A 22,947-nucleotide genomic window follows, 5' to 3' on the forward strand; every position below is an offset into this window, starting at 1 on the left:
CCTGAAGCTCCCCTGACACGCCGCTGAAACGCGGGCGCGGCAACCCGGCGGCAACAGGGCCTGTCTATCCATGTCACAACAGAGCCCATTTCCCTGAGGAGATCGCTGACATGAGCACCGCCTCCCCCGTGGCCGCCCGCAACGGCGTCGACGTACCCACCCTGTTCGCCACCATCGACGCCGTGCGCGCCCAGCCCGAGCTGGCCAAGTTCCAGTTCAGGGCCACCAACACGTGGGTCAGCGGCACCCACAACCGCTCGTCCATCCAGGGCTTCTTCGGCGCCGGCCAGGAGGACGCCAGCCGTACCGAGCCGTTCGCGTACGACGCCGACCACCCGGCCGTGCTGGTCGGCACCGGCAACGGGCCCACGCCCGTGGAGTTCCTGCTGCACGCGATCGCCGCGTGCCTGACCGCCGGCGTGGCCAACATCGCCTCCGCCCGCGGCATCACCCTCACCCGGCTGGAGTCCACGGTCGAGGGCGACATCGACCTGAACGGCATCCTCGGCCTGTCGGAGGAGACCAGGAACGGCTACGAGCAGATCCGGGTGACCTTCACCATCGAGGGCGACGCGTCGCCGGAGCGGCTGCGCGACCTCGTCGAGCGGTCCCGGGCCAGGTCGGCCGTCTACGACGTGCTGACCAACGGCGTCCCGGTGTCCATCGACGTCAGCGCCTGAAACCTGGTCCGGGGGGGATCCGTCATGACCGCTCGCCGCGCCGCCACGCGCGTGGACACCGTCGTCGTCGGCGCCGGGCACGCCGGCCTCGCCGTCAGCAGACTGCTGTCCGAGGCGGGCCGGGACCACGTGGTGGTGGAGCGCGGCCGGGTGGGCCACTCGTGGCGTACGCAGCGGTGGGACTCCCTCCGGCTGCTCACCCCCGCCTGGCTGACCCGCCTGCCGGGCTACCGGCACGGCTGGCCCGACGAGGACGCGTACCCGGCCGCCGCGGACGTGGTCGCCTGCCTGGCCCGGTACGCGGCCCTGTCGTCGGCGCCCGTACACGAGCAGACCACCGTGCTGTCGGTGCGGCCGGGCGGCGACCGGTGGCTGGTGGTCTGCGACAACGCCGAATGGAACGCCCGCCACGTGGTCATCGCCAGCGGGCACAGCACCCGGCCCGTCCCGCCCGCGTTCGCGGCCCGCGCGGCGCTCGGCGTCCAGCAGTTGAACCCGCTGGTCTATCGCAGTCCGTCGGCGGTCGCGCCGGGGCGGGTCCTGGTCGTCGGCGCGTCCGCGTCCGGGGTCCAGATCGCCGACGAGCTGGCGGCGGCCGGACGGGAGGTCACTCTCGCGGTCGGCCGGCATCGGCGGGTGCCGCGCCGGTACCGCGGCCGGGACATCCTCTGGTGGCTGGACCGGGCCGGGCAGCTGGATCGCGCGATCGAGCAGATGCCGGACCCGGCGGCGGCCAGGAACGAGCCGTCCTTGCAGCTCACCGGCTGCTTGGGCGGCCGGGCGGTGGATCTGGCCGCGCTGGCCGAGCGGGGGATCAGGCTGACGGGCCGGGTCCTGGACGTGGACGGCGCCACGGTCCACCTGGCCGCCGACCTGCCGGCGACCGTGGCCGACGCCGACCGCCGCATGCACCGCCTCCTCCACCGGCTCGACGCCTTCGCCGCGAGCCCCGAGATGGCCCGGCTGGACGCGCTCGCCGCCGGTTCCGGGGTGGATCGGCGGGACGCCTTCGAGGCCGGGATCGGCTCCGCGGAGCGGCCCCCGCCAGTGCCGCTCCCGGCTCGTCCGCCGGGGCGGCTGGACCTGCGCGCGGAAGGGTTCGGCGCGATCGTCTGGGCCACCGGGTTCCGGGGCGATTACACGTACCTGCACGTGCCGGGACTGGTGCGGGGCGGGCAGCTGCGGCAGCACCGCGGCGCCACTCCGGCGCCCGGGCTGTTCGTCATCGGCCAGCGGTTCGCGCGCAGCCGCCGGTCCGGCTTCATCGACGGCGCGCGTCTGGACGCCGCCGAGATCGTCGCCGCCGTCGTGGGCCAGCCGCTCGCCGTCGGCTGACGCACGGAGATTCGCATGTACCGAGGAGGTCCGCATGTACTGCCCCATCCGGTATGACGCCGTGGTCGTCGGCGCCCGTTGCGCGGGAGCGGCCACGGCGATGCTGCTCGCCCGCGCGGGCCTGCGGGTGCTGGTCGTCGACCGGGCGGGACCCGGCACCGACACGCTGTCCACGCACGCCCTGATGCGCGGCGGTGTGCTCCAGTTGGCCAAGTGGGGACTGCTCGAAGACGTGATCATGGCGGGCACTCCGGCGATCACCCGCACGGCCTTCGACTACGGCGTCCTGTCCGCCGACATCGCCATCCGCTCCTCACCCGGCGTCCCAGCCCTGTACGCGCCCCGCCGGACCGTCCTGGACGCCCTGCTCCTCCGCCACGCCGCCGAGGCGGGCGCCGACGTCGCGCTCGGCGTGGACGTGACCGGGGTCCGCCGGGACCGGCACGGCCGGGTGTGCGGCGTCACCGGCCGGGAGCGGCGGCGCGCCTTCGACGCGTACGCGCCGATCGTCATCGGCGCCGACGGGGTGCGCTCCACCGTCGCCAAGGCGGTCGCGGCACCGGTGACCAGGCGCGGCCTGGGCGCGGGAGCGCTCTGGTACACACACGTGACCGGTCTCCCCAACGAGGGCTACCGCTGGTTCTACCGCCCGGGCGCGACCGCCGGCCTCATCCCCACCAACGCCGGCGCCACCTGCGTGTTCGCCGGCATGCCCGCCGCCCGCTTCGGCGAATCCCGCCGCTCGACCCCCCGCCAGGCCCTCGCCGACGCCTTCGCCCGCGCCGCCCCGAACGCCGCCACCGAACTCCGCGCCGCCGTCCCCGCCGGCCCCGTACGCGGCTGGCCGGGCCTCCTCAACTTCACCCGCCAGGCGTACGGCCCCGGCTGGGCCCTGGTCGGCGACGCCGGCTACTTCAAGGACCCCCTCGGCACCCACGGCATCACCCAGGCCCTGCGCGACGCCCAGCTCCTCGCCGACGCGATCGTCACAGGCCACGGCGGCACGGAACCACTCGAATCGTCCCTCACCCGCTACGCCCGCACCCGCGACGACCTGTCGGCGGACATGTTCGCCGCCACCGACGCCCTGGCCTCCTACGACTGGAACCTGGCCGAGGCCCGGCACCTCCTACGCCACCTCTCCGCCGCCATGAGCCGGGAAGTCGAATTCCTGAGCCCGGTCCCCCTGGCCACAGCCGGCCGTCACAGCGCGGAGTAGGCCGTCGATGCGGTGCTGCAAGCCTTCGACGTCCAGGTGGGAGCGCGCGTCGGCCCAGGTCTGCGGGTCCACCATGGCGCGGACCAGAGCTTCGGTGTCCGCGTGGGACGCGCGTTCGCAGGCCGGGACCGGCGCGGTGATCTGCTCGCGGACGCGACCGGCGGCGCCGAGCAGTTCAGCGGCGAGCATGGCGTCGCGGAGGCATACCGTCGCCCGGGCGAGCGCTTCGAGCACGCTGGCCTGCCGCCAGCGGTCGCCGAGTTCGCGGTGGAGCCGCAACGCGGTGGCCAGGCGGCGGAGCGCCTCCCGGGGCCGGCCCTGGCTGAGGTCCACGAGGGCGAGCAGGTTCTCCGCCCAGGCGATGCCCTCCTTGAAGCGTACTTCGAGGAACATCAGCAGAGCCTGGGACAGCCGCCGGGAGGCTTCGCCGGTCCGGCCGGTGTAGAAGGCCGCCGCGCCCAGGTCGAGCAGGCACCAGGCGAGCCGTTCCCGGTCGCCGACCGGGTTGAACAGCCGGGCGGCCCGGCCGGAGCGGCGTTCGGCCGCCGCGAAGTCGCCCGACAGCCAGGACGCGAAGCCGAGGAGTTGTGCGGTGTGCCCGGCCGCCCAGCTGTCGCCGCGCCGCTCGGCCGCCGCGAGCGACCGCAGGCCCAGCTCGATCGCCTGATCGTAGTCGCCCAGTTCACGGCAGACCGCCCCGAGCAGTTCCTCGGCACGCGCCACCCCGCGCTCGTCGTCTTCCGCCTCGGACAATTCCATGGCTTTCCGGGCGAACGTGTCAGCCTCCGGATAGTCGCATTCCAGCGCGGCCAGCCGGGCCGCCGACCAGTACGCCTTCGCGAGCACCCGCCCCGGCACACCCGCGGTCGCCGCCTCCAGCGCTCCCCGCAGCCAGTCGCGTCCCTCTCCGTACCGGCCGCGCAGATAGTGGTAACGCCACAGGGATGCCGCCAGCCGCAGCGCGGACTCGGGGTCCTCGCCGGTCAGGCAGGCGACGGCGGCCTGGAAGTCCTCGTGGTGCTCGGCCAGTTCCGCCATGACGGCGGCCACACCCGCGCCCTGCAGCCGCCGCTCCGCCTCCTCCGCCCGGCGCAGGTAGCAGGCCGCGTGGTCCCGGCGCGCCTGAGCGAACTCCTCCGGACGGGCGGCCAACTGCTCCCGCGCGTAACCCCGTACCGTCTCCAGCATCTGATAACGCACCCCGGACGGCGTGTGCACGGCTTTGAGCAGCGACTTGTCCACCAGCCGGCTCACCGTCCGGATGATCGCCGATTCGCCGTGCACGGCCGCGGCCGCCTCCAGTGTGAACGTGCCGCCGAGGACGGAGAACCTCCGCAGCGCGCGGCGTTCCCCTTCGGTGAGCAGCTCGAAGCTCCAGTCGACGGTCGCCCGGAGCGCCCGGTGCTGCGGCCGCGCCCCCCGCGGCCCGTCGACCAGCACGGCGTACGGGTTCCCGAGCCCGCGCGCCGTCGCCGCCAGCCCCAGCAGCCGAGCCCTGACCGCGGCCAGCTCGACGGCCAGCGGCAGCCCGTCGCACCGGGCGCAGATGACGGCCACGGCTCGCGCGTCCGCCGGGGAGAGGTCCTCGATGTTCCCGATCCCGGCACGCTGCGCGAACAGGGTGACCGCGTCGTACCCGGCGAGATCGGCGGCAGTGCGGACCAGCGCCGGATGCGGCATGCCCAGCAGCGGCACCTGGCGGACCACCTCACCGGGCAGCCGGAACGGCTCCTGGCTGGTGGCGAGGATCTTCAGCTGAGTGCACCGGGTGAGCAGCTCCCGCACGATCCGCGCGCACTCCCCGACGAACTGCTCGCAGTTGTCCAGAACAAGAAGAACACGGTCCCCGGAGACCCGCCGCACCACCCGCTCGAATACAGCCCCATGAGACGCCGCCTCGGCACCTTGGGCCCTTGCGGTCATATCCACCGCACCGGGCGACACCCCTGCGCCGAGGGCTGCCGCGATCACGCCCACGACGCCGTCCTCACCCGCCGCCGTGGCGAGATCGGCGAAAGCGACCTCACCGACGCCCTCCGCCGCGCGTGCCGCGGCGAGCGCCAGCCGGGACTTCCCGCATCCGCCGAACCCGGTCAGCGTCACCAGGCGGGCCTCGTCCAGCGCGGCCCTCGTCGCCGCGATCTCACCGGCGCGCCCGACGAGCGTGCTCATCTCCTGCGGCAGGGCGGGCATCCCGGCCACCGACGCGGCAGGCGGAAGCCGCAGCAGCGCCCGCGGATCGGTGACCCCCCGCAGGACGCCCGCCTCGACGTGCCGCAAGCCCTCCCCCGGCTCGGCGCCCAGCTCGTCCACCAGCACCCGGCGCGCCCGCCGGTACATGCTGTGCGCGTCCCCCGACCGCCCGCTCACCTGCAACGCCACGATCAGCAGCTCCCACAGCCGCTCCCGCAGCGGATGCTCCGCCACCAGCCGTTCGATCTCCGCCGCCGTCGTGTCCCGCAGCCCCGCCGCCAGCCTCGCCGCGAACAGCCCCTCCTGCGCCTGAAGCCGCAACCCGTCCAGGTAGCCGGCCTCCGCCGCCGCCCAGCCGTACACCACACACCCGGACAGCGCCTCCCCGCGCCACAACGCCAGACCCCGGCCGAGCCCTCGCGCCGCCTCCGCGTAACGCCCCGACGCACTGTCGCGCAGCCCGCCCGTGACCACATCCTCGAACCGGTCCCGATCGACCCGTACGGCGTCCGCCGCCAGCGCGTACCCCGGATCACGCCGCTCGATCACCCGCCCGCCCTCCGGCTCGGCCAGGGCGGCCCCCAGCTTGGCGATGTGCGCGTGCAGCGTACGCATGGCCGTCGGCGGCGCGTCCTCCCCCCAGAGCCCGTCCACCAGCTGCTCGCCCGTGACCACGCCCCCGGCCCGCAGCGCCAGCAGCGCCAGCAGGCTCCGCCGCCGCGGCGGCAACACGACCGCCCGCCCCCCGCACCGCACCTCCAGCGGCCCGAGCACGTTGATCGCCCAGGCGCCGTTTCCGTCACCACGCCCTGCTGGCAGGGTTGTCGGCTGCCCCATCCCCGTACTATCGCCCCGGGTGCTGAAATTCCACTGATGCGGCACTGGAACCCGCTCGAAGGAGACCCGGATGACACATCAGGTCACATCCGCGAACGCGACGCTCCGCCCGACCGCCGTCCTGGCCGCGACCACGACCTGGCACGAGTTCCCCGACCTGTGGCCCCACCTGCTCGACGAGGTGCACGCCAACGTCCACTGGACCGGCACCGCCCGCAAGGGCCGCAACGTGATGCTCTACAAGAACGACATCCCCCACGTCGAAATAGGCGTGGAACTGGACCAACCGGCCACCGTCTCCGGGCGCGTGATCCAGTCCGCGCTGCCGGCAGGCGCGGTGGCGATGACCGTCCACCGGGGACCGTACGGGGACCTGGGGACAGCGCACGAGGCGGTGCTGCACTGGTGCGCCGACCACGGACTGCACCCGGCGGGCCCTCGCTGGGAGGTCTACGGGCACTGGACCGAAGACCCGTCCCAACTGGAGACCGAGGTGTTCTACCTGCTCTAGGAAACGATTTCTGAATATGGTGAACCTTCGCCGAAAACATCAATGGCGTCACCGGCCCACGACATCCGGCCCGGTCACAAAGATCCAAAGATCAAGCGTGAAATCCTGAACACAGTAGCATTCTCCCCATTTCATCCTTGACAAGCTAATATCGCCACGCTCATGACGGCGATCGCCCAGATTCAGATCCGGCAGGGGCGGGCAAATCCCTGCGCGATCTGGAACGCACCCGCCCGCACCTGCACACCGCCACCCAGGCCGCGTACGCGCTGGCGCTGGCCCTCTCCGGGGACCTCCAGACGGCCGAGCGCTTCGTTCCGGCCTGGAAGAACGAACAGGACGCTTCCGTGCTGCTTCGCGTCGCCCGCGTCCTGGAAACGATCGCACGCCGCCGCCTGGAGGAGGTCAGCCGGGAGGAGGCCGGCCGGGACGTGATCCGCCGGGAAGAGGCCCGCCTTGAGGAGGCTCACCGGCTGGCCGTCCGCGCTACGGCGGCGGACGCCAGGCCCCCGCTGCCTTCCCATCTTCTGTCACTGGAGGCGACTGAGCGGTTGACCAGGTGAGATGACCGTTTGGCCACAGAATCCGCCGGGTCGCGTATATGCCTTTTCCGGATGCCGGATGCCGTAATCTTTGACGGTGCCACGCACTGATGATCTTCGAGGCGAGGATTCGGACAATACCGTCGAATCCCAATCCTCGCCGGAGGGCAGCCGAACGGGCTCGCCTAAAAGCCCATCACTGCTTTCCCTCTTGTCCAATAATCGGCGCTTCAGGCATTACATGACGGGATCCGTCCTTTCGATGACGGGAACACGGACGTTGGGCGTCTGCTACCCGTTGCTCGCTTTCACCCTCACCGATTCGGCGACCTGGTCCGGTTGGGCGGTCTTCGCGCTCACCTTTCCCGGCCTGTTGTGCTATTTGCCGGCGGGGACGCTGGCCGATCGATTCGGCCACCGGGAAGTCATGATCTGGAGCGAAGCGCTCCGCTGCGCGCTGGTCGTCGTCGTGACCGTGGCGATGGTCACCGGACAACTCGGCATCGGCCTGCTGCTGGCGATCGCCTTCCTGGAAGGCGGTCTCTCCGTCGTCTCGGGGATCGCGGAGACGGCGCTGCTTCCGCTGGTCACCTCGGACGAGGAGCTGAACAAGGCCCTCGCCCTCCACGAGACGACCATTCACGGCGTCGTCCTGGCCGGCCGGCCGTTCGGGGGGTTCCTGTACAGCGCGATGTCGGCGGTTCCCTTCCTGATCAGTATCGCGACGTTCGCCCTCTCCGCCTCGGCCATATTCAGCGTGCGAGAAACCGGGCCCAGACCTGCTCCCCCTCGCAGGAAGATTCTCGACGAGATCCGCGCGGGCCTGGTGATCACATGGGATGACGGATTCCTCCGGTCCGCGATGTTGCTGACCGCCTTGACCAACATCGCCTTCCACGCCCTGGTCGTGATCTTCATCGCGGAGGGGGACGCGCTGGGCCTCCATCCCGTCCTGTTCGGGCTCATCCTGGCCGCGTCGGGCATCGGGGGAACGATAGGCGCCTTCATCTCCCCTTCCAGACTGACCATCGTCCAGCGAATCACCCTGCTGACCGCTCCCTATGAGCGGATCGCCCGTTTCACCAGCAGAATCGGGCTCACCGGCCGGGGCCGCTCGATGATGCTGGTCCATCTCTGGATCTGCGCCTGCGCGCTCGCCCTCACCCCCGTCTTCGCGCTCAGCCCGTACGGCTTCGCGTTGGCCATGCTCTTCATCGGCCTGGCGGGCGGCCTGAGCAACGTCACCATCCGTACGGTCTTCGCCCAGGTCCCCGCGCAGGACACCGGCAAGGTGGTCAGCGTCTTCCGTCTGGGCAGTTTCGGAGCCGCCGGATTCGGCTCACTGCTCGGAAGCGTGCTCTTCGAGAACTTCACGCCCGCCCAATCGGTTTGGACGCTCATCGCCATGGTGGGCATCACCACGCTCGCCGCGACCTTCATCAATCCGCTCAGGAGACACCTCTCCCCGGCCTGGGCGCACGCCACTCCCCGGCGGAACCACCGTCATCGCGTAGCGGGCGGGGCTGACGCCGAGGATGCGTTTGAAGTGGCGGGTCAGATGCGGCTGGTCGTAGAAGCCGGTCTCTACGGCCACGATGCTCGCGGGCAGGCCCTGGAGCAGCAGGCGACGAGCGCGGTCCACGCGGCGGGCGGTCAGGTACTGGTGGGGAGCCATCGCGAATTCGCGGCTGAACGCGCGGACGAGGTGCGTCGGATGCCGGCTCAGCAGCTGAGCGGCCTCGTCGAGAGTGAGGCCTTCGCGGATGCGGGAGTCGAGGAGGTCGCGAAGCCGGTGGGCGAGGCGGGGGTCGGTGCCGGCGTGGGGGTGTGTGCGGGAGAGGTGGTGGAGGAGGCGGTCGCGGATGAGGGTCAGGGTGGTCTCGGCTTCGAGTTCGTCGCCGGGGGAGGTCAGGGTGTGGTGCAGGTGGTCGATGCGGCCGCGCAGGGTGGGGTCGACGATGGCGGGGTGGTCGACGGCGGGGCCGATCAGGTGGTCGGCCAGTTGGGATCGGTCCAGGTAGAGGACGCGTTTGCGGAAGCCGTGGCCGTCGGCGGCGCGGCCGTTGTGCGGGACGTACGGCGGGAGCAGGGTCACGAGTTTGGTGAGGGCGCCGTGTTCGTGGCGGTCGAGGTCGTAGCGGACCGCGCCTGAGTCGATGATCAGCACGGTCCAGGAGGAGTGGACGTGCATGGGGTAGGCGTGCTCGGTGAAGCGGGCGTGCAGGACTTCCGCGATTCCCTTGACCGCTGGGCGCCACGCTTTGACGAGCTCGTGTCGGGCCGCCATGCCAGGATCGTACAAGACGGGCGGGGTACGGTCCGGGCAGCGTGCAGCCATGGAATCTGAGACCGTGCGCTTCGACACCAAGATCGCTGTCCTGTTGCGGGACGACCTTCTGGTGTGGCAGCGGCTGAACGTTACGGCCTTTCTGGTGGGCGGGGTGGGCGCCGCTGTACCGGAGGTGATCGGCGAGCCTTACCGCGACGCCGATGGCGGGACCTATCTGCCGATGTTCCGGCAGCCGGTGCTGGTGTTCGAGGCGAGCAAGGAGCAGCTGTCCGCGGCCCACGGCAGGGCGATGTCCCGCGAACTGCCGATGTCGATCTTCACGTCGGATCTGTTCGGGACCGGTCATGACGCCGCCAACCGGGCGGCGGTCCGCGCGGTCGGGACGGCCGCACTCGACCTGGTCGGGATAGCCGTCCATGGCCCTCGCAACGCGGTGGACCGGGTGACGAAGGGAGCACGCATGCACCCGTGATCGCCTCAGCCGGACGGGCCACGTGGCTGGCACGGCCAGGCAGAGGGAAGGATCGGACCCAGGGCGCGCGTCCTCCCGCTGTCCGAGGAACCGGCGCTCGCCTACCACTTCATCGAACTCGAGGGCGCGCGTCTCCCCTGCCGGATGGTGCGCGTCGCTCTATCCAGCGCCCCCAGATCGCTGCCCCAGGCCACCAGCGCGCGTGCTCCCGGTCGACTGGGGCGCGTTGCCCCGGTTCGGGGGGCTGCGGTATCAACGGGCATGGGATCGATCGTGATCGACCTGGCTGTCGGGCTGCTGGCCGTCTACGTCGTCTTCTCCCTGCTGATCAACGGCATCGTCGAAGGCATCGTGAAGTTCCGGGGGCTGCGTGGCCGGTTCCTGTGGGAGCACCTGCGCGACGAGCTCGATCCGCAGCGGCCGGCGGGCAGTCCCGCGAAGCTCTGGCGGTGGCTGGCGGGGCTGCCGCTGGTCGGGTCGATGGCGGGGCACAGTTTCCGGGAGATCCTCGATCCGTACCGGCCGAGGGCGGCGCGTAGCACGATGCGGTTCGCGCGCCAGTTGGTGATGGGCGGCAAGGACCACCGGCCGTTCTTCGAGCAGGCCGGGAGCCCGGCGATGGAGGAGCCCGTGGCGCTCGCGGATCTGCTGCACCAGCGGCTGCGCGCGATCGACGATCCGGAGCGCGGCGGGCGGAGCGGGATCAAGCGGATCTCGCCGAACCTGTTCGCCCGCGCGATGGCGGAGATCGTGGAGGAGCTGGGCGGGGCCGAGCAGGCGGTGGTCAGGCTGCGGGCCGGCGGGAACCCGTTCTCCCGGTCACTGCATCTGATCAGGCAGAAAGCGGGCGACGATGTCGAGAAGCTGCACCAGGCCATGGAGGAGTGGTTCACGATCCAGGACCAGTTCGTGTCGGGGCTGTTCCGGCGGCATCTGCTGCGCGTCATCATGGTCGTCGCGTTCGGGCTGACCTGCCTGTTCGCGGTGGACACCCTCGCCTACGTCCAGGACATCGTGAACGACAACGCGCTGCGTGCGCACCTGGCGTCCGACGGCGGGATCGACGACGCGGCGGTGCCGAGCATGATGCCGTGCCCACCCGGCGGCCCGGCCGACGTGTGCGTGGCGATGGAACTCGGCAGGCCGGCCCTGATCGAGGTGTTCGCGCACTCCCCCGTCCGCCTGACCTTCCCGCCGTACGGCCCGCCGACGCTGGTCCTGGACGTCGAGGGCTGGTGGGATCGGCTGACGGACTCCAACCACTGGCTGGGCTACGGCGTGACGTTCGTGGCGCTGGCCATCGGCTCCAGTTTCTGGTGGAACGTCGTCCTGTCCATCGTGGGCATGCGCCCCCGCCGCTGACTTCCGGCGGGCCTCAAAACCGGCCGCGCGCCGTGGAACAACCAGGAAACAAGATCGTCCGCTCACCTTAACAAACCGGTCATATCGTGCGAACCACTCGGCGCTCCTGATCATCGCAGGGGCTCCACCGGTTCGTACGAGTAAGGCCCTCCCTTGAGCAATCTCCTCCGCCGCGCGCGAGGTCTCGCCGCGGTACTCACGCTCGCCTGCCTGCCTTCCGCCCTCGTCACGGGGACCGCTTCGGCGGACCCCACGCCCGCCGACACGGTGGCCTCCGGGCCGCAGTGGTCCGTCACCCGTGTCGCGGGCGGTTTCCGCGTCACCCTCGAACTCACCGGGGAACTGCCCGTCATCGGCAGCGCCCCCATCCTGTCGGCAGACGGCAAGGTCCTCGGCCCGGCCACGGAATCCGCCGACGGGAAGTCCCTCTCCCTCGTCACCACCGACTCCTCGGTGCTGGCGGCCACCTCGGTGACGACCGACATCCCGGCGTCGCCGGAACAGCCGTCCTCCGCCCGTACGGCCCCGGGCGCGACGGCCGCCCAGCCGTTCGCCCCGCTGAGCGTGCTGCAGACCGACCCGTCGGCTCCCGGACCGCACCACGTCTCCGAGGGCGTCTACGACTTCGGCGACCTGGCGATCCCGCTGCTCAACATCGGCGGCGTACGCGGCGAGCTGACCGGCAAGATCTACCTGCCGGACGGCCGCGGCCGCAAGCCCGTCGTGATCTTCTTACACGGCCGCCACGCCTCGTGCTTCGGCTCGGGCGCGGCCAACCCGGCGCGCTGGCCCTGCCGCCCCTCGCCGGACAGCCCCTCCCAGCGTGCGACGATCCCCAGCTACCTCGGGTACGACGCACCCGCCCGCGCCCTGGCCGGCAACGGCTACGCGGTGGTCTCCATCTCGGCCAACTCCATCAACGCCAACGACAACCAGCTCGCCGCCGACTACGGCGCCCAGGCCCGCGGCCAGCTGATCCTCGACACCCTCACCATGCTGGAGCGGGCCGACGACGGCGACCCCGTCGTCTACCACGACACGTTCACCAACCGCGACGTCACCCTCGCCCAGGCGCTCACCGGCGACATCACCCCCGCCGACCTGGTACGCGCGTTCGACCTCAACAACGTCGGAATCATGGGCCACTCCCGCGGCGGCGAAGGAGTGGTCGCGGCGGCCACCCTCAACGACGCCCTCCCGCTCTGGCAGCAGCACGGCATCAAGGCGGTGCTCCCGCTCGCGCCCGTGGACTACGACCGCATCTCCCTGCCGAACGCGGCGACGGCCACGATCCTGCCGTACTGCGACGGAGACGTGGAGAACCTGATGGGCCAGCACATCGTGGACGACTCGCGGCACAGCTTCGACGACGACGTGCTGCGCTCGGCGGTGCTGGTGATGGGCACGAACCACAACTTCTTCAACACCATCTGGACCCCCGGCGGCTGGCCGTCGGGCACCGCCGACGACTGGGTGTCGCTGGCCACCGGCGCGAGCGACCCGGTCTGCAACCCGTCCGCCCCGGGTACGACGCGGCTCACGGCCGCCCAGCAAGTGCAGGTGGGCGCCACGTACATGGCGGGCTTCTTCCGGCTCACGCTCGGCGGCGAGAAGCAGTTCCAGCCGCTGTTCGACGGCTCGGCCGTGACCGCGCCCTCCACGTCCTTCGCGGGCATCTCGGTGGCCGCGACGCAGCCGGCGAAGTCGCGGACGGACATCGCCACCTTCGAGCGGGCCGACCCGGCCGTGCGAGTCTCCGGTGACGCGACGGCCGGCACCTGTGTGAACATGGGCGGCAGCGGCGGCGTGCAGCTCCCGCAGACGCTGCCGCACTGCACGACCACGCTCAACTCGGCGGCCGTGCCGCACTGGTCTCCCGCGCTGTGGGCGTTCAACATCCCGTCCTCGCCGATGCTGCACCTGACGTGGACGTCGCCGAGCGGGCAGGTGTCCGTCGCCGTCCCGCCCGCCGCCCGCGACATCAGCCGCTTCGAGCAGCTGTCGGTGAAGATGGCCGCGGACGAGTTCGTCGCCACCGGCACCGACGTCGTCGTCAGCGTGCTGGACGGCTCGGGGAACACCTGGTCGTCGCCGGTCTCCGCGCTCAACCCGGCCGCCGTCACCCGCCTGCCGGGCGTCAGCTCGCCGTGGCTCCGCAAGGTGATCCTCCAGCAGGTGACGATCCCGACGTCGTCCCTGATCGGCGTCAACCTGACCGACGTCCGCGAAGTGCGCTTCTCCGCCGGTACGGCCTCCGGCGGCGTCTACCTCTCCGACCTCTCCGCGGAGAACCGTTCGGTCGGCGCACGCTCTCCCCGGCAGCAGACGGCGGTCAACCTGGTGGCCGCCAACGTCGAGGAGGGCTCCGGCCCGGGCAACGCCGAGATCGCGGCCGTCCTGTCGGCGCGAACCGGCCACCCGGTCACCGCGTACGTCAGCGTCTTCGGCTCGGCCACCGGCCGGACCGGCATCAGCATGCGCGAGGTCGCCTTCGCGCCCGGCCAGATCTGCGTGCCGGTTCCGGTGACGACGCTCGGCGACCAGCTGCCCAGCTCCACTCCCGCCACGTCGTTCAAGGTGTCGGCGACCAACGTGGCCGGCGGCGTCATGGGCGACAAGGGCTTCACCACCTTCACCGTACGCGAAGACGACGGCGTCACCGGCGGAACCCCGGCCCCCCAGGTCGGCGTGCCGGGCGACGTCTGCGCCGAGTACGCGGCGTCGCTGAAGCCCGGCTACCTGCACGTCGCGGGCGTCGTGACCGCCGGGGCGACGTCCACGCTCAGCGCGGACGGCTACCGGGCCGGTGAGAGCGTGGAGTTCCGCCTGGACTCGACGCCGCTCGGCCGCGCGGTCGCGGACGGCGCCGGCGCGGTCTCCTTCACCGCGGCGATCCCGGCGGGCACCCCCGCCGGAAAGGTGACGCTGACGGCGACGGGCGCCGGTTCCGCGTACACGACCACGACGAAGATGAAGGTCCGACCGGCTCCGTGACGCTGAGCGGTGCGGCCGGGCAGACGTCCCGGCCGCACCGCTCAATCGGCAGTCTTATCCACCGGGGCCGCGCTGCGCGGCGAAGAAGGTCCAGATGGTCGTCGTGGCGGCGAACGCGTTCGAGGGTTCGTCGAGGCCGAGAGCCTCGCGGAGCGCCGAGTCGCGGCCGCCCGGCCACTGGTGGCCCGCTCCCGACACTGTGACCAGGTCGACGGCGCGGCCGTTCGCGCAGGTGGCGGTGGAGATCGTGCTCGGCCCCTCGGTGCGTACGGCGGCCGCGCCGCAGCCTCCGGCCGTACGCCATCGGGTGATCAGGTCGGGCACGGGCGGGCCGTCGACGGCGACCTGGCCGATGCCGGGGCTGCCGTCGTACCGGACGCGCCGGTCGGTGAGGCCGTGGATGTGGATCAGCGAGGACCGTCCCGGCTGGGGGCACTGTCCCAGGAGGGTGCCGGCGACGGGGGCGATGGCGGCGAACAGGTCGGTGTCGCAGGCCAGGCGGTAGGAGAGCATGGCGCCGTTGGACATGCCGGTGGCGTACACGCGGGAGGGGTCGACGGGCAGGTCGCGCCGGATCACGGTGACGACCGCGGTGACGAAGGCCACGTCGTCGATGTCCTGCGCGCCGGGTTTGCCGCAGCAGCCCGCGCCTACGTTCCACGCGCGGGAGAGGCCGTCGGGGTAGGCGACCACGAACCGGCCGGTGTCGGCCATGGGGTTCCAGCCGTAGTCCCGTTCGGCTTGCGCGCCGCTGCCGAAGGCGCCGTGCAGCATGACCACCAGGGGCGCCTCCGCGGGCAGTTCGCTGGGGCGGTACACGTGGAATGTGCGGGTCTGGCCGTCGACCACGATCGTGTGGTCCGAGCGGCCGACGGGGATGACGTCACCTGCTTCGGCGGGCACGCAGGCGACCGCGCCGGCCAGGAGGACGAGCGCGCTCAGCGCCCGCGCGAACCGGGGCATCGTGTCGGTCCCTTCGCCTGCGGCGGGCCCGCCGGAGTCACGGCGGGCCTGGACTCCATCATGCGCCGAATCCCTCCGCCGCGCGGGGACAGCGGATCGCGGTCACCTGCACGTGCGCACCCGGATACGCGGTCGGCCCGGAGGAGGTGCGCGCCTCAGTCCCTCGGGTCGCCGGCCGTGCGTGGGCCCGTGAGCAGGCGGAGCGCGAGCCGTACCGGGCTGTGGCGGGTGGCGCGGGCGAAGGTGGTCTCGCCGAGGGCGATGCGGCGGAACTCGCGCCAGCCGACGGGTGTGCGGGCGAGTAGCGCGTGCATGATGCGCGGGTGGCGCTCGAAGGCGGCGAGGAACGTCGCCCCGGCGCTCATCTCCTGGGCCAGGGTGGATGCGATCCGCTCGGCGTACTCCGCCTGAAGCCACTCGGGGTCCTTCTGGACGGCCTCGGCCGCGAGCCGCCCCGCCATGCTCCCCGACCGGACCGCGAAGGAGATCCCCTCCCGGGTCCACGGTTCGAGCAGACCGGCCGCGTCGCCGCACAGCACGACCCTGCCCTTGCCCAGCGGCGACCGCGGCGTACGGCACCTGGTCAGATGCCCGGAATCCTGCACGACCTTCGCGTCCTGCAGTCCCTGCTGCCGCAGGAACGCGGCGAGGTAGTCCCGCGTCTCCCCGGGAGCGCCCTTCCGCGCGATGACCCCCACCGTCAGCCGCTCCCCTTTGGGGAACACCCACGCGTACGACCCCGGAATCGGCCCCCAGTCGAGATGGATGCGGTTCCGCCACGCGTCCGCGTGGTCCCCCGCCTCCAGCTCCACTTCGAGCCCGAGGTCCACCTGGCTCAGCTCCACCCCCACGAACCGGCCCGTACGGCTGGCGCTCCCGTCCGCCCCGACGACATGCCGCGCCCGCACCGGACCCCGGTTCGTCCCCAGGACGACCGTGTCGCCCTCCTCGGCGATCGACGTCACGGTGGTTTCCAGCCGCGCGACGGCCCCTTCCCGGACCGCCCTGGCCAGCAGCGCGTCGTCGAATTCGGCCCGATCGACCAGCGAGAGGATGCGCTTCCGCGACTCCCTGCGCAGCACGGACTTCCCGTCCCGGCTGAAGGTCGTGGCGAAGATCTCCTGCCGGACCGGCACGTCGAGGTCGCCGGGCAGCGATCCGAGCGTCTGGCCGATGAGCCCTCCCCCGCAGGTCTTGTACCGGGGAAACCGCGACCGGTCCAGGATCAGCGTGTCCGCCCCCAGCCGGGCCGCCGCCAGGGCCGCGCTGCTTCCCGCCGGACCCGCGCCGATGACGACGACATCATGCGCAACGTCATGCGCAACCGAGCTGTCCCGTGCCATCCCGTAATACTCTCAGGCTCCCGAGGCCCGGGACGCCTCCGCGGAGCGGGCCCGGTAGGCGGCCACGTTGGTGCGATTGCCGCAGTATTCGTACGAGTGCCACCGCCGGGTACGGCTCCGCGTGGTGTCGTAGAACACCTCCTGGCACTCGTCGTTGGCGCAGAACCGCAGACGGGACCAGTTGCCCGCCGACACCAGGTCGGCGACCTCGCGGGTGATGCGCCCGGCGACGGGATCCCCGGTGACCTGCCGGAGCTCCACCCGGCCGGGCGTGGAGAAGTCCTGCAGGAAGGTGACGGCGGAGGCGCGCCCGGTCAGCGCGGCCCACGCGCCGGGGTCGTCGGCTCCGACCAGGCCGAGGAGGTCGGAACGCAGCGCGCGGACGAGGCCGAGCCGCTCCGCCGAAATCACCCCGTCGTGCCCGAAAGGACGCAGCACCTCCGCGGCCCGCGCGGGATCGTCCAGCTTGTCGCCCAGGTTCGCGTACGGGCGCGAGTTCAGCAGATCCACGAGCGCGACCACGGCATCGGGAACCGCCCCATCCCGATCGGTTCGCGTCGCCATCCCCCCAGTATAGGGCGACATGGTCTTTATCCGAACGACCTTTACATGCTCCGACGCCCGCCGACCCGGCCGAGGCGCTGCGGGAACTCGGCGGCGCGGCGGCGATCATCAGCTCCACGTCCACCGGCGCGTCCAAGTCGGGGCTGCTCCCCGGGCTGGCCCCGCGCGGCCGGCTGGTCGTCGTGGGGGGCGGGTTCGACCCGATCTCCGTACAGCCCGCCGACCTGCTCTTCGGGACCCGCTCGATCGTGGGCAGCCTGGTCGGCAGCTCGATCGAGAACGAGGACAATCTCGCGTTCGCCCGGGATCAGGGCATCCGGTCGATGAACGAGGTCATGCCGCTGGCGGAGGCGCCGAAGGCGTACGAGCGGATGAAGTCGGGGCGGGCGCGGTTCCGGGTGGTGCTGGACACGACCGCCTGACGGTACGCGGGTTCAGAGGCGGACCCAGGCCGTGACCACGGACGTCCCGTCGGCGGGGGTCACCCGCAGCCGGAACGGGCCGTGGCCGGCCAGGTCCACCGCGAACCGGCCCGACTCGTCCGTTCTGAGCGTGGTCTGCTCGTCGCGTCGCTGCACGCCGACGTCGGCCGGGCCGGGCGGCAGCAGCCTGCCCACCAGCCTGCTGGCCGTACCCGTGTCGGAGACCTCCATCTCGACCGTGACGGCGCCCGACTCGAAAGTGAGCGCGCGCGGCCCGGCCGGGCCCCGGACCAGGGCGGCGGAGCTCTCCCAGAGCGAGTCGAAGGTGAGCTGGGCGAGTTCCGCGTCGAGCGCGCGCACCGCGAAGGCGTACATGGCGTGGTCGAAGAGGGTGAGAGGGACCGGGTCGAAGCGCTCGGCGGCGCCGCGCAGTTCCTCTTCCGGGCCGGTGTATTCGTCCATGGCCTTCATCCGAATTCCGGGAACCCTTGGATTCCCCGCTGGGCGAGCAGGGCGCCGAGCTTGCGCAGGCATCGGGCCCGGTTGGGGCCGATGCTGCCCACGGCGATGCCGAGGCCCTCGGCGATCTCGCGGTAGGAGGGCCGGGGCGAGGCGATCAGGATGCGCAGCAGGCGCTGGCAGCCCTCGGCGAGTTCCTGGAAGGCGCTCCACAGCAGTTCGGCGCGGTCGAGGTCGGCGGCGGCCTCCTCCGCCTCGATCATGACGCTCTCCGGCGTCTCCTCGGTGACCTCCAGGGAGACGAACTCCAGGTCGCCGAAGGACGACGTCCTGCGGTTCTGCTTGAGCACCAGCAGGGCCTCGTTGCGGGTGGCCCGCGCGAGCCAGGCGCCGACCTTCGCGGGTTCCCGCAGCCGGGTGAGGTTCTCCGCCAGCCTCAGCCAGATCGTCTGGCAGACGTCGTGGGCGTCATCGTGGGTGAGGTAGGCGCGCGCCACCGCCCAGACGAGCCCGCTGTGCTGCTGGTAGAGCTCCTTCCAGGCCGCGGCGTCCCCGCTCGCGGCCGCCCTGACCAGGTTCGCGACGCCGTCATCGTCCACTGTCGTCCTTCCCGGAGGGAGGCGGGTAGTCAATGATATGACGCCGTACGGGCCTCGATCGGAGCCCTTTCGATCAGAGCCACAGACCGCTGAGGTCCGGGATCGCGAGCCGCCCCTGGAGCAGGTCCTTTGCGGCCTCCCGTGACTTCTTGCCAGTTCTGGTCATGTACGCCGCGATGAGGCCGGTCACGATCGGTGTCGCGAAGGACGTCCCGCTCCACTGCGCCAGCGCGTCGGGGAGGTCGAGCTTCTCGCCCTTGGAGATCGGGGCCACGCAGGGGCAGCCCAGGTACGAGGGATTGTGGGGGTGGAATCGGCAGGTCGTGCGGGCGTCGTAGTCGTAGGAGTAGGTTCCTTCGATGAAGGCGTTGACCATTCGCTCGCCGGGCGCGTACACCGACACCCAGTCGCCGTAGTTGCTGAAGCAGGCCCTGCCCCGGCCGTCCGCGCGCAGCGCGCCGACCGACACCACCATGTCCGGGATCGACTCCGCCAGCGCGGCCGGCCAGAACGGCTCGTCCTTTCCGTCGTTCCCGGCCGCGGCGACCAGGAGAGTGTCGGGGTGATCCGCCAGGTCGCGGCGGAAGTCGGAGAAGCCGAGAAGAGGCTTGTCGTGATCGGTGCTGGTGCCGGCGGGGAGGCAGATGATGTCCGGCCACCCCATGGCCTTGAGTGTCCGCATGATCACAAGGCACACCTGATCCTCCAGTCCCGCGCCGATGATCTTCATCGCGTCGGAGACATACACCGTGGTTGCGGGCGCCACGCACCGCAGCACACCTGCGACGAATGTGCCGTGGCCGGCGTGGGGCAGGATCGAGCCGTCGTCGACGTCGAGTTCCGCGCCCGGTTTGAGAACGTCCCCGTCCACCTTGGGAATGGGCCGGGGACCGTTGATCTCCGCCAGCCAGGAGTGCCTGTCGTAGCCGTCGACCAGACCCGTGTCGAAGACCACGACCTTGACGCCGCGTCCATGGGGGAGCGCCGAGAGCGGAGGGTTGAGCGGTCCGATGCGCGGCACCGGTTCGTCGGCCGAGCACAGGTTGCCGGTGGCGACCGAGATGAAGTGCACCGGTGTGGCCTCGATGTCCTCTTCTCTGTTGAGAAGTTCGATGACGTGGTAGATGTCTCGTCTGCCGATGAAGAGCCGGCGGACCGAGATCAGGTCCCGGTCCTCGTCCGGCAGCAAGGCGACGTGAACCGGCTCGCTCGCGTCGTCGCGCCTGATGACGCGGATGGCCCGGTCCACGTTGTCCCGGTGCACGAGAACGTGCTCCGAGAGATACGCGTAGGCCGCCGGAATCCGCCCGAGGCCGGGATCGTCCGCGCCCTTCGGTCCCGCCAGCGCGCAGCTGTCGCCGGGCAGGGCGTTCAGGGCCTTCGCGGCCACGTTCAGATCGTTGAGCTGCTGCCAGAACCGGGTGTCCGCAGTGTCGTGTGAGCGCATCGCCGATCCTCCTCGAGTGAGACGCTGGTCACACTTTGATGAGAAATTTCGCCCACGTTTGATACACGTGGACGCCCGATGGCCCCCGATCTAGGATCGATCCATGTCTGGGGGAACGGCGAAGGATCGCCCCGCTTCCCGGGTCCCGGACGATCCGCATGACGTGCTGGCCTTGGTCTTCGCCCGCCCCCGGGAGGCCATGGCGGTGGCGCGGGACATGCTCGCCGCCGGGCTCGGGCCGTACGAGACCTCGATCGCCCGGCAGGCGCTCGGCATCCTCTACCGCGAGTTCGGCGACCTCGACGCGGCCCTCGGGGAACTCCGCCAGGCCGTACGGCTCGCGCGCCGGACCGGCTCGGCCGACCGGGAGGCCGACGTGCTGGCCACCCTCGGCATCGCGCTGGTGCACCGGGGCATGGCGGCGGCCGGGCTGAAGGCCCTCGACGAGGGGGTGGCGCGTTCGGCGGGGCGTACCTGGGCGCGGGTGCTGTTCCGGCGCGGCGGCGCGCTGTGGATCCTCGGCCGCCACCAGGAGGCCCTCGACGACCTCGGGCGTTCCGCCGCCTGGCTGTTCGAGGCGGGCGACACCCTCTGGGCGGCCCGCGCGGTCAACATCCGCGGCAACGTGCACCTCGCCCTGGGCTCCATCGAGCAGGCCCGCGCCGACTTCGAGACGGCGCAGCGCGTGTTCGCCACCACCAACCAGGTCCACGACTCGGTCGGGGCCATCCAGAACCAGGGCCTGGTCGACTTCCGGTCCGGGGACCTGCCGGCCGCGCTGGCCAAGTTCGACGAGGCCGACCAGGGCTTCCGCCGGCTCGGCACGCCCATGTTCGAGCTGCCCGCCGACCGCTGCGCCGTGCTCCTGGCGGCCGGCCTGGCGCGTGACGCCCTTCAGCACGCCGATTCGGCGCTGGAACATCTCGCGCGGCTGCGCGGCCAGGCCACCCGGCGGGCCGAGCTGCTCCTGGTCGCGGCGCGGGCGGCGCTGGCCACGGGCGACGCCGCCGTGGCGCGGGAGCGCGCCCACCAGGCGCACACGCTGCTGGCGCGGCAGGGACGGCCCTGGTGGACGGCGCACGCCAAGCTGATCCTCCTCCAGGCGGACTTCGCCGGGACGGCCGCCTTGCCCTCGTTGCTGTCCGCCTCGGCGCGGCTCACGGAGCGGCTCGCCGCGCTGGGTTCGCCCGACGTGTGGCAGGCGCACCTGATCGCGGGCCGTACCGCGCTGGCCTTGGACCGCCGCGCGGTCGCGGAGCTGCACCTGTCCGCGGCCGCCCAGGCCCGCAACCGCGGCCCCGCCATGTCCCGCATCGCGGGCTGGCTCGCCGAGGCCCTGCGCGCGGAGGCGGCCCGGCAGCCCCGGCGGCTGCTCCACGCCTGCCACCGCGGCCTCGCCCTCATCGACGCGCACCGGCTGACCCTCGGCTCGGCCGAGCTGCGCGCCCTGGCGAGCGCGCAGGGCGCCGAGTTCGCCGCCCTCGGCCAGCGGCAGTATCTGCGCTCGGGCCGCACGGGCGACCTGCTCACCTGGACGGAACGGTGGCGGGCGACCGCGCTCGCGGTCCCGGCCGTACGGCCGCCCGACGACCGCGAGCTGCAGGCCAGGCTCACGGCGCTGCGCCAGACCGACGCGTCGCTGGCGAAGGCCCGCGCGAACGGCTCGGCCGCCGCCGCCACGCTCGACCGGGAGCGGCGGCAGCTCGAAGCCGAGATCCGCACCCGGACCCTGCGACTGCGCGGCTCCGGCCCGTACGACGGGCAGGCTCCGGACCGCCGCCGCGTCCTGAACGCTATCGGCGACACCGGCCGGCTGATCGAACTGCTGGTCGTCGACGGCGACCTGCACCTGCTCCTGTGCGGCGGAGACCGGGTGCGCCGGTACGAGATCGGGCCGGTGTCCGCCGCGCTCGCCGAGATCGAGTTCGCGCGCTCCCGGCTGCGCCGCCTCGCGTACGAGACCGTCCCGCCCGCCCACGACCTAGCCGAGGCCGGCCGCCGGCTCGACGCCGCCATCCTCGGTCCCGCCGCCCGCCACCTCGACGGCGACCCCGTCGTGGTCGTGCCTCCCGGCATCCTGCACGCGACCCCCTGGGGGCTGCTGCCCTCCCTGCGCCGCGGGCCGTTCAGCATCGCCCCCTCCGCCGGCTCCTGGCTCCGCGCCCGCGCCGCCCAGCCCCCCGCCGACGACGCCGTCGTCCTCGTACGCGGCCCCGGACTCCCCCACGCCGACGACGAGATCCGCTCCATCGCCGACCTGTACGGCAAAGCCACCGTCCTGGAGAACGGCTCCGCGACCGCCCCCACCGTCCTGGCCGCCCTCGAAGGCTGCGCCCTCGCCCACGTCGCCGCCCACGGCACCTTCCGCGCCGACAGTCCCCTCTTCTCCGCGCTCCACCTCGACGACGGCCCCCTCACCGTCTACGACTTCGAACGCCTCGGCCGGGCCCCGTACCGGCTGATCCTGTCAAGCTGCGACTCCGCCCAGATGGCCGCCGTGGGCGCCGACGAACTCCTCGGCCTGGCCGCCGCCCTCCTCCCCCTCGGCACCGCGGGCATCGTGGCCAGCGTCGTCCCCGTCAACGACGCCGTCGCGGCCTCGTTCATGGCCGCCCTCCACGCCCGCCTGCGCCTGGGCCGTACCCTCGCCGAAGCCCTGCACGAAAGCCGCGGCCCCGACGTGTCCTTCATCGCCATCGGCGCAGGCTGAGCCGC

At 72.1% G+C, this 22,947-nt stretch carries 18 protein-coding genes and 1 pseudogene; 11 read left to right on the forward strand and 8 right to left on the reverse strand.

All coding sequences use genetic code 11. The annotated features are described in order from the left end of the window. Positions 1 to 110: 110 nt before the first annotated feature. The 3 genes from Aph01nite_RS16435 to Aph01nite_RS16445 are packed head-to-tail and all read left to right on the forward strand — an operon-like array spanning position 111 to position 3,234. Positions 111 to 680: an OsmC family protein gene (locus Aph01nite_RS16435; RefSeq protein ID WP_204041756.1), complete on the forward strand. Its 570-nt coding sequence runs from the start codon at positions 111 to 113 to the stop codon at positions 678 to 680. Between the two features lie 24 nt (positions 681 to 704). Continuing rightward, entirely contained in the window at positions 705 to 2,015 is a 1,311-nt protein-coding gene (locus tag Aph01nite_RS16440) for an NAD(P)-binding domain-containing protein (RefSeq protein ID WP_204041757.1), read from the forward strand. Between the two features lie 34 nt (positions 2,016 to 2,049). Beyond that, a complete protein-coding gene (locus Aph01nite_RS16445; RefSeq protein ID WP_204041758.1) occupies positions 2,050 to 3,234 on the forward strand; it encodes an NAD(P)/FAD-dependent oxidoreductase in 1,185 nt (394 codons plus the stop codon). Here the strand turns inward: Aph01nite_RS16445 and Aph01nite_RS16450 are convergent. Beyond that, the gene (locus Aph01nite_RS16450; RefSeq protein ID WP_204041759.1) at positions 3,145 to 6,264 is read right to left on the reverse strand and encodes an AfsR/SARP family transcriptional regulator; all 3,120 of its coding nucleotides are present in this window, start codon (positions 6,262 to 6,264) and stop codon (positions 3,145 to 3,147) included. The two genes, Aph01nite_RS16445 and Aph01nite_RS16450, sit on opposite strands and share 90 nt — an antisense overlap. 70 nt (positions 6,265 to 6,334) lie before the next feature. Between Aph01nite_RS16450 and Aph01nite_RS16455 the strand changes: the two genes are divergently transcribed. The 3 genes and pseudogenes from Aph01nite_RS16455 to Aph01nite_RS41485 all read left to right on the forward strand — a co-directional run. After that, on the forward strand, positions 6,335 to 6,775 hold the full coding sequence (locus Aph01nite_RS16455) for a GyrI-like domain-containing protein (RefSeq protein WP_204041760.1): 441 nt from the start codon (positions 6,335 to 6,337) through the stop codon (positions 6,773 to 6,775). A gap of 347 nt (positions 6,776 to 7,122) precedes the next feature. Beyond that, positions 7,123 to 7,338 carry a hypothetical protein gene (locus Aph01nite_RS16460; RefSeq protein ID WP_204041761.1) on the forward strand — a complete coding sequence of 72 codons (216 nt, stop codon included), beginning with the start codon at positions 7,123 to 7,125 and terminating at the stop codon, positions 7,336 to 7,338. Positions 7,339 to 7,414: 76 nt separating this feature from the next. Continuing rightward, positions 7,415 to 8,440 (forward strand): annotated as a pseudogene (locus tag Aph01nite_RS41485) (MFS transporter); the annotation flags it as partial. 216 nt (positions 8,441 to 8,656) lie between these two features. On the opposite strand, the gene Aph01nite_RS16465 reads toward Aph01nite_RS41485, so the two are convergent. Further along, positions 8,657 to 9,655, reverse strand: coding sequence for a helix-turn-helix transcriptional regulator (locus tag Aph01nite_RS16465; RefSeq protein ID WP_307836781.1), 999 nt, complete (start codon positions 9,653 to 9,655; stop codon positions 8,657 to 8,659). Between Aph01nite_RS16465 and Aph01nite_RS16470 the strand changes: the two genes are divergently transcribed. The 3 genes from Aph01nite_RS16470 to Aph01nite_RS16480 all read left to right on the forward strand — a co-directional run bounded on the left by Aph01nite_RS16470 (position 9,654) and on the right by Aph01nite_RS16480 (position 14,435). After that, positions 9,654 to 10,079, forward strand: coding sequence for a DUF2000 domain-containing protein (locus tag Aph01nite_RS16470; protein ID WP_239161740.1), 426 nt, complete (start codon positions 9,654 to 9,656; stop codon positions 10,077 to 10,079). The genes Aph01nite_RS16465 and Aph01nite_RS16470 overlap by 2 nt on opposite strands. A 273-nt stretch (positions 10,080 to 10,352) precedes the next feature. Further along, positions 10,353 to 11,441 (forward strand): hypothetical protein, encoded by a 1,089-nt coding sequence (locus Aph01nite_RS16475; RefSeq protein ID WP_204041762.1) that lies wholly within the window; start codon positions 10,353 to 10,355, stop codon positions 11,439 to 11,441. A gap of 153 nt (positions 11,442 to 11,594) precedes the next feature. Next, positions 11,595 to 14,435: an alpha/beta hydrolase gene (locus Aph01nite_RS16480; protein WP_204041763.1), complete on the forward strand. Its 2,841-nt coding sequence runs from the start codon at positions 11,595 to 11,597 to the stop codon at positions 14,433 to 14,435. Positions 14,436 to 14,489: 54 nt separating this feature from the next. Here the strand turns inward: Aph01nite_RS16480 and Aph01nite_RS42165 are convergent, their stop codons facing one another. The 3 genes from Aph01nite_RS42165 to Aph01nite_RS16495 form a co-directional block, all read right to left on the reverse strand. Further along, positions 14,490 to 15,398 (reverse strand): extracellular catalytic domain type 1 short-chain-length polyhydroxyalkanoate depolymerase, encoded by a 909-nt coding sequence (locus Aph01nite_RS42165; protein ID WP_204041764.1) that lies wholly within the window; start codon positions 15,396 to 15,398, stop codon positions 14,490 to 14,492. Between the two features lie 155 nt (positions 15,399 to 15,553). Further along, positions 15,554 to 16,741, reverse strand: a complete 1,188-nt coding sequence (locus Aph01nite_RS16490) for a geranylgeranyl reductase family protein (RefSeq protein ID WP_204041765.1) — start codon at positions 16,739 to 16,741, stop codon at positions 15,554 to 15,556. A gap of 12 nt (positions 16,742 to 16,753) precedes the next feature. Next, on the reverse strand, positions 16,754 to 17,305 hold the full coding sequence (locus tag Aph01nite_RS16495) for a CGNR zinc finger domain-containing protein (protein ID WP_204041766.1): 552 nt from the start codon (positions 17,303 to 17,305) through the stop codon (positions 16,754 to 16,756). Between the two features lie 182 nt (positions 17,306 to 17,487). Here Aph01nite_RS16495 and Aph01nite_RS16500 point away from each other — a divergent pair, with 182 nt between their 5' ends. Then, a complete protein-coding gene (locus Aph01nite_RS16500; protein ID WP_204041767.1) occupies positions 17,488 to 17,727 on the forward strand; it encodes an MDR/zinc-dependent alcohol dehydrogenase-like family protein in 240 nt (79 codons plus the stop codon). A gap of 12 nt (positions 17,728 to 17,739) precedes the next feature. Here Aph01nite_RS16500 and Aph01nite_RS16505 read toward each other — a convergent pair whose 3' ends face one another. The 3 genes from Aph01nite_RS16505 to Aph01nite_RS16515 form a co-directional block, all read right to left on the reverse strand. Next, positions 17,740 to 18,189 (reverse strand): hypothetical protein, encoded by a 450-nt coding sequence (locus Aph01nite_RS16505; RefSeq protein ID WP_204041768.1) that lies wholly within the window; start codon positions 18,187 to 18,189, stop codon positions 17,740 to 17,742. 5 nt (positions 18,190 to 18,194) lie between these two features. After that, a complete protein-coding gene (locus Aph01nite_RS16510) occupies positions 18,195 to 18,785 on the reverse strand; it encodes an RNA polymerase sigma factor (RefSeq protein ID WP_204041769.1) in 591 nt (196 codons plus the stop codon). Positions 18,786 to 18,858: 73 nt separating this feature from the next. Then, positions 18,859 to 20,232, reverse strand: a complete 1,374-nt coding sequence (locus Aph01nite_RS16515) for a S8/S53 family peptidase (RefSeq protein WP_204041770.1) — start codon at positions 20,230 to 20,232, stop codon at positions 18,859 to 18,861. 103 nt (positions 20,233 to 20,335) lie between these two features. Between Aph01nite_RS16515 and Aph01nite_RS16520 the strand changes: the two genes are divergently transcribed. Next, on the forward strand, positions 20,336 to 22,942 hold the full coding sequence (locus tag Aph01nite_RS16520; protein ID WP_204041771.1) for a CHAT domain-containing protein: 2,607 nt from the start codon (positions 20,336 to 20,338) through the stop codon (positions 22,940 to 22,942). The last annotated feature ends 5 nt before the right edge of the window (positions 22,943 to 22,947 follow it).

Origin of the sequence: Acrocarpospora phusangensis, from assembly GCF_016862995.1 — a bacterium.
GTDB classification, from domain to species: Bacteria; Actinomycetota; Actinomycetes; order Streptosporangiales; family Streptosporangiaceae; genus Acrocarpospora; species Acrocarpospora phusangensis.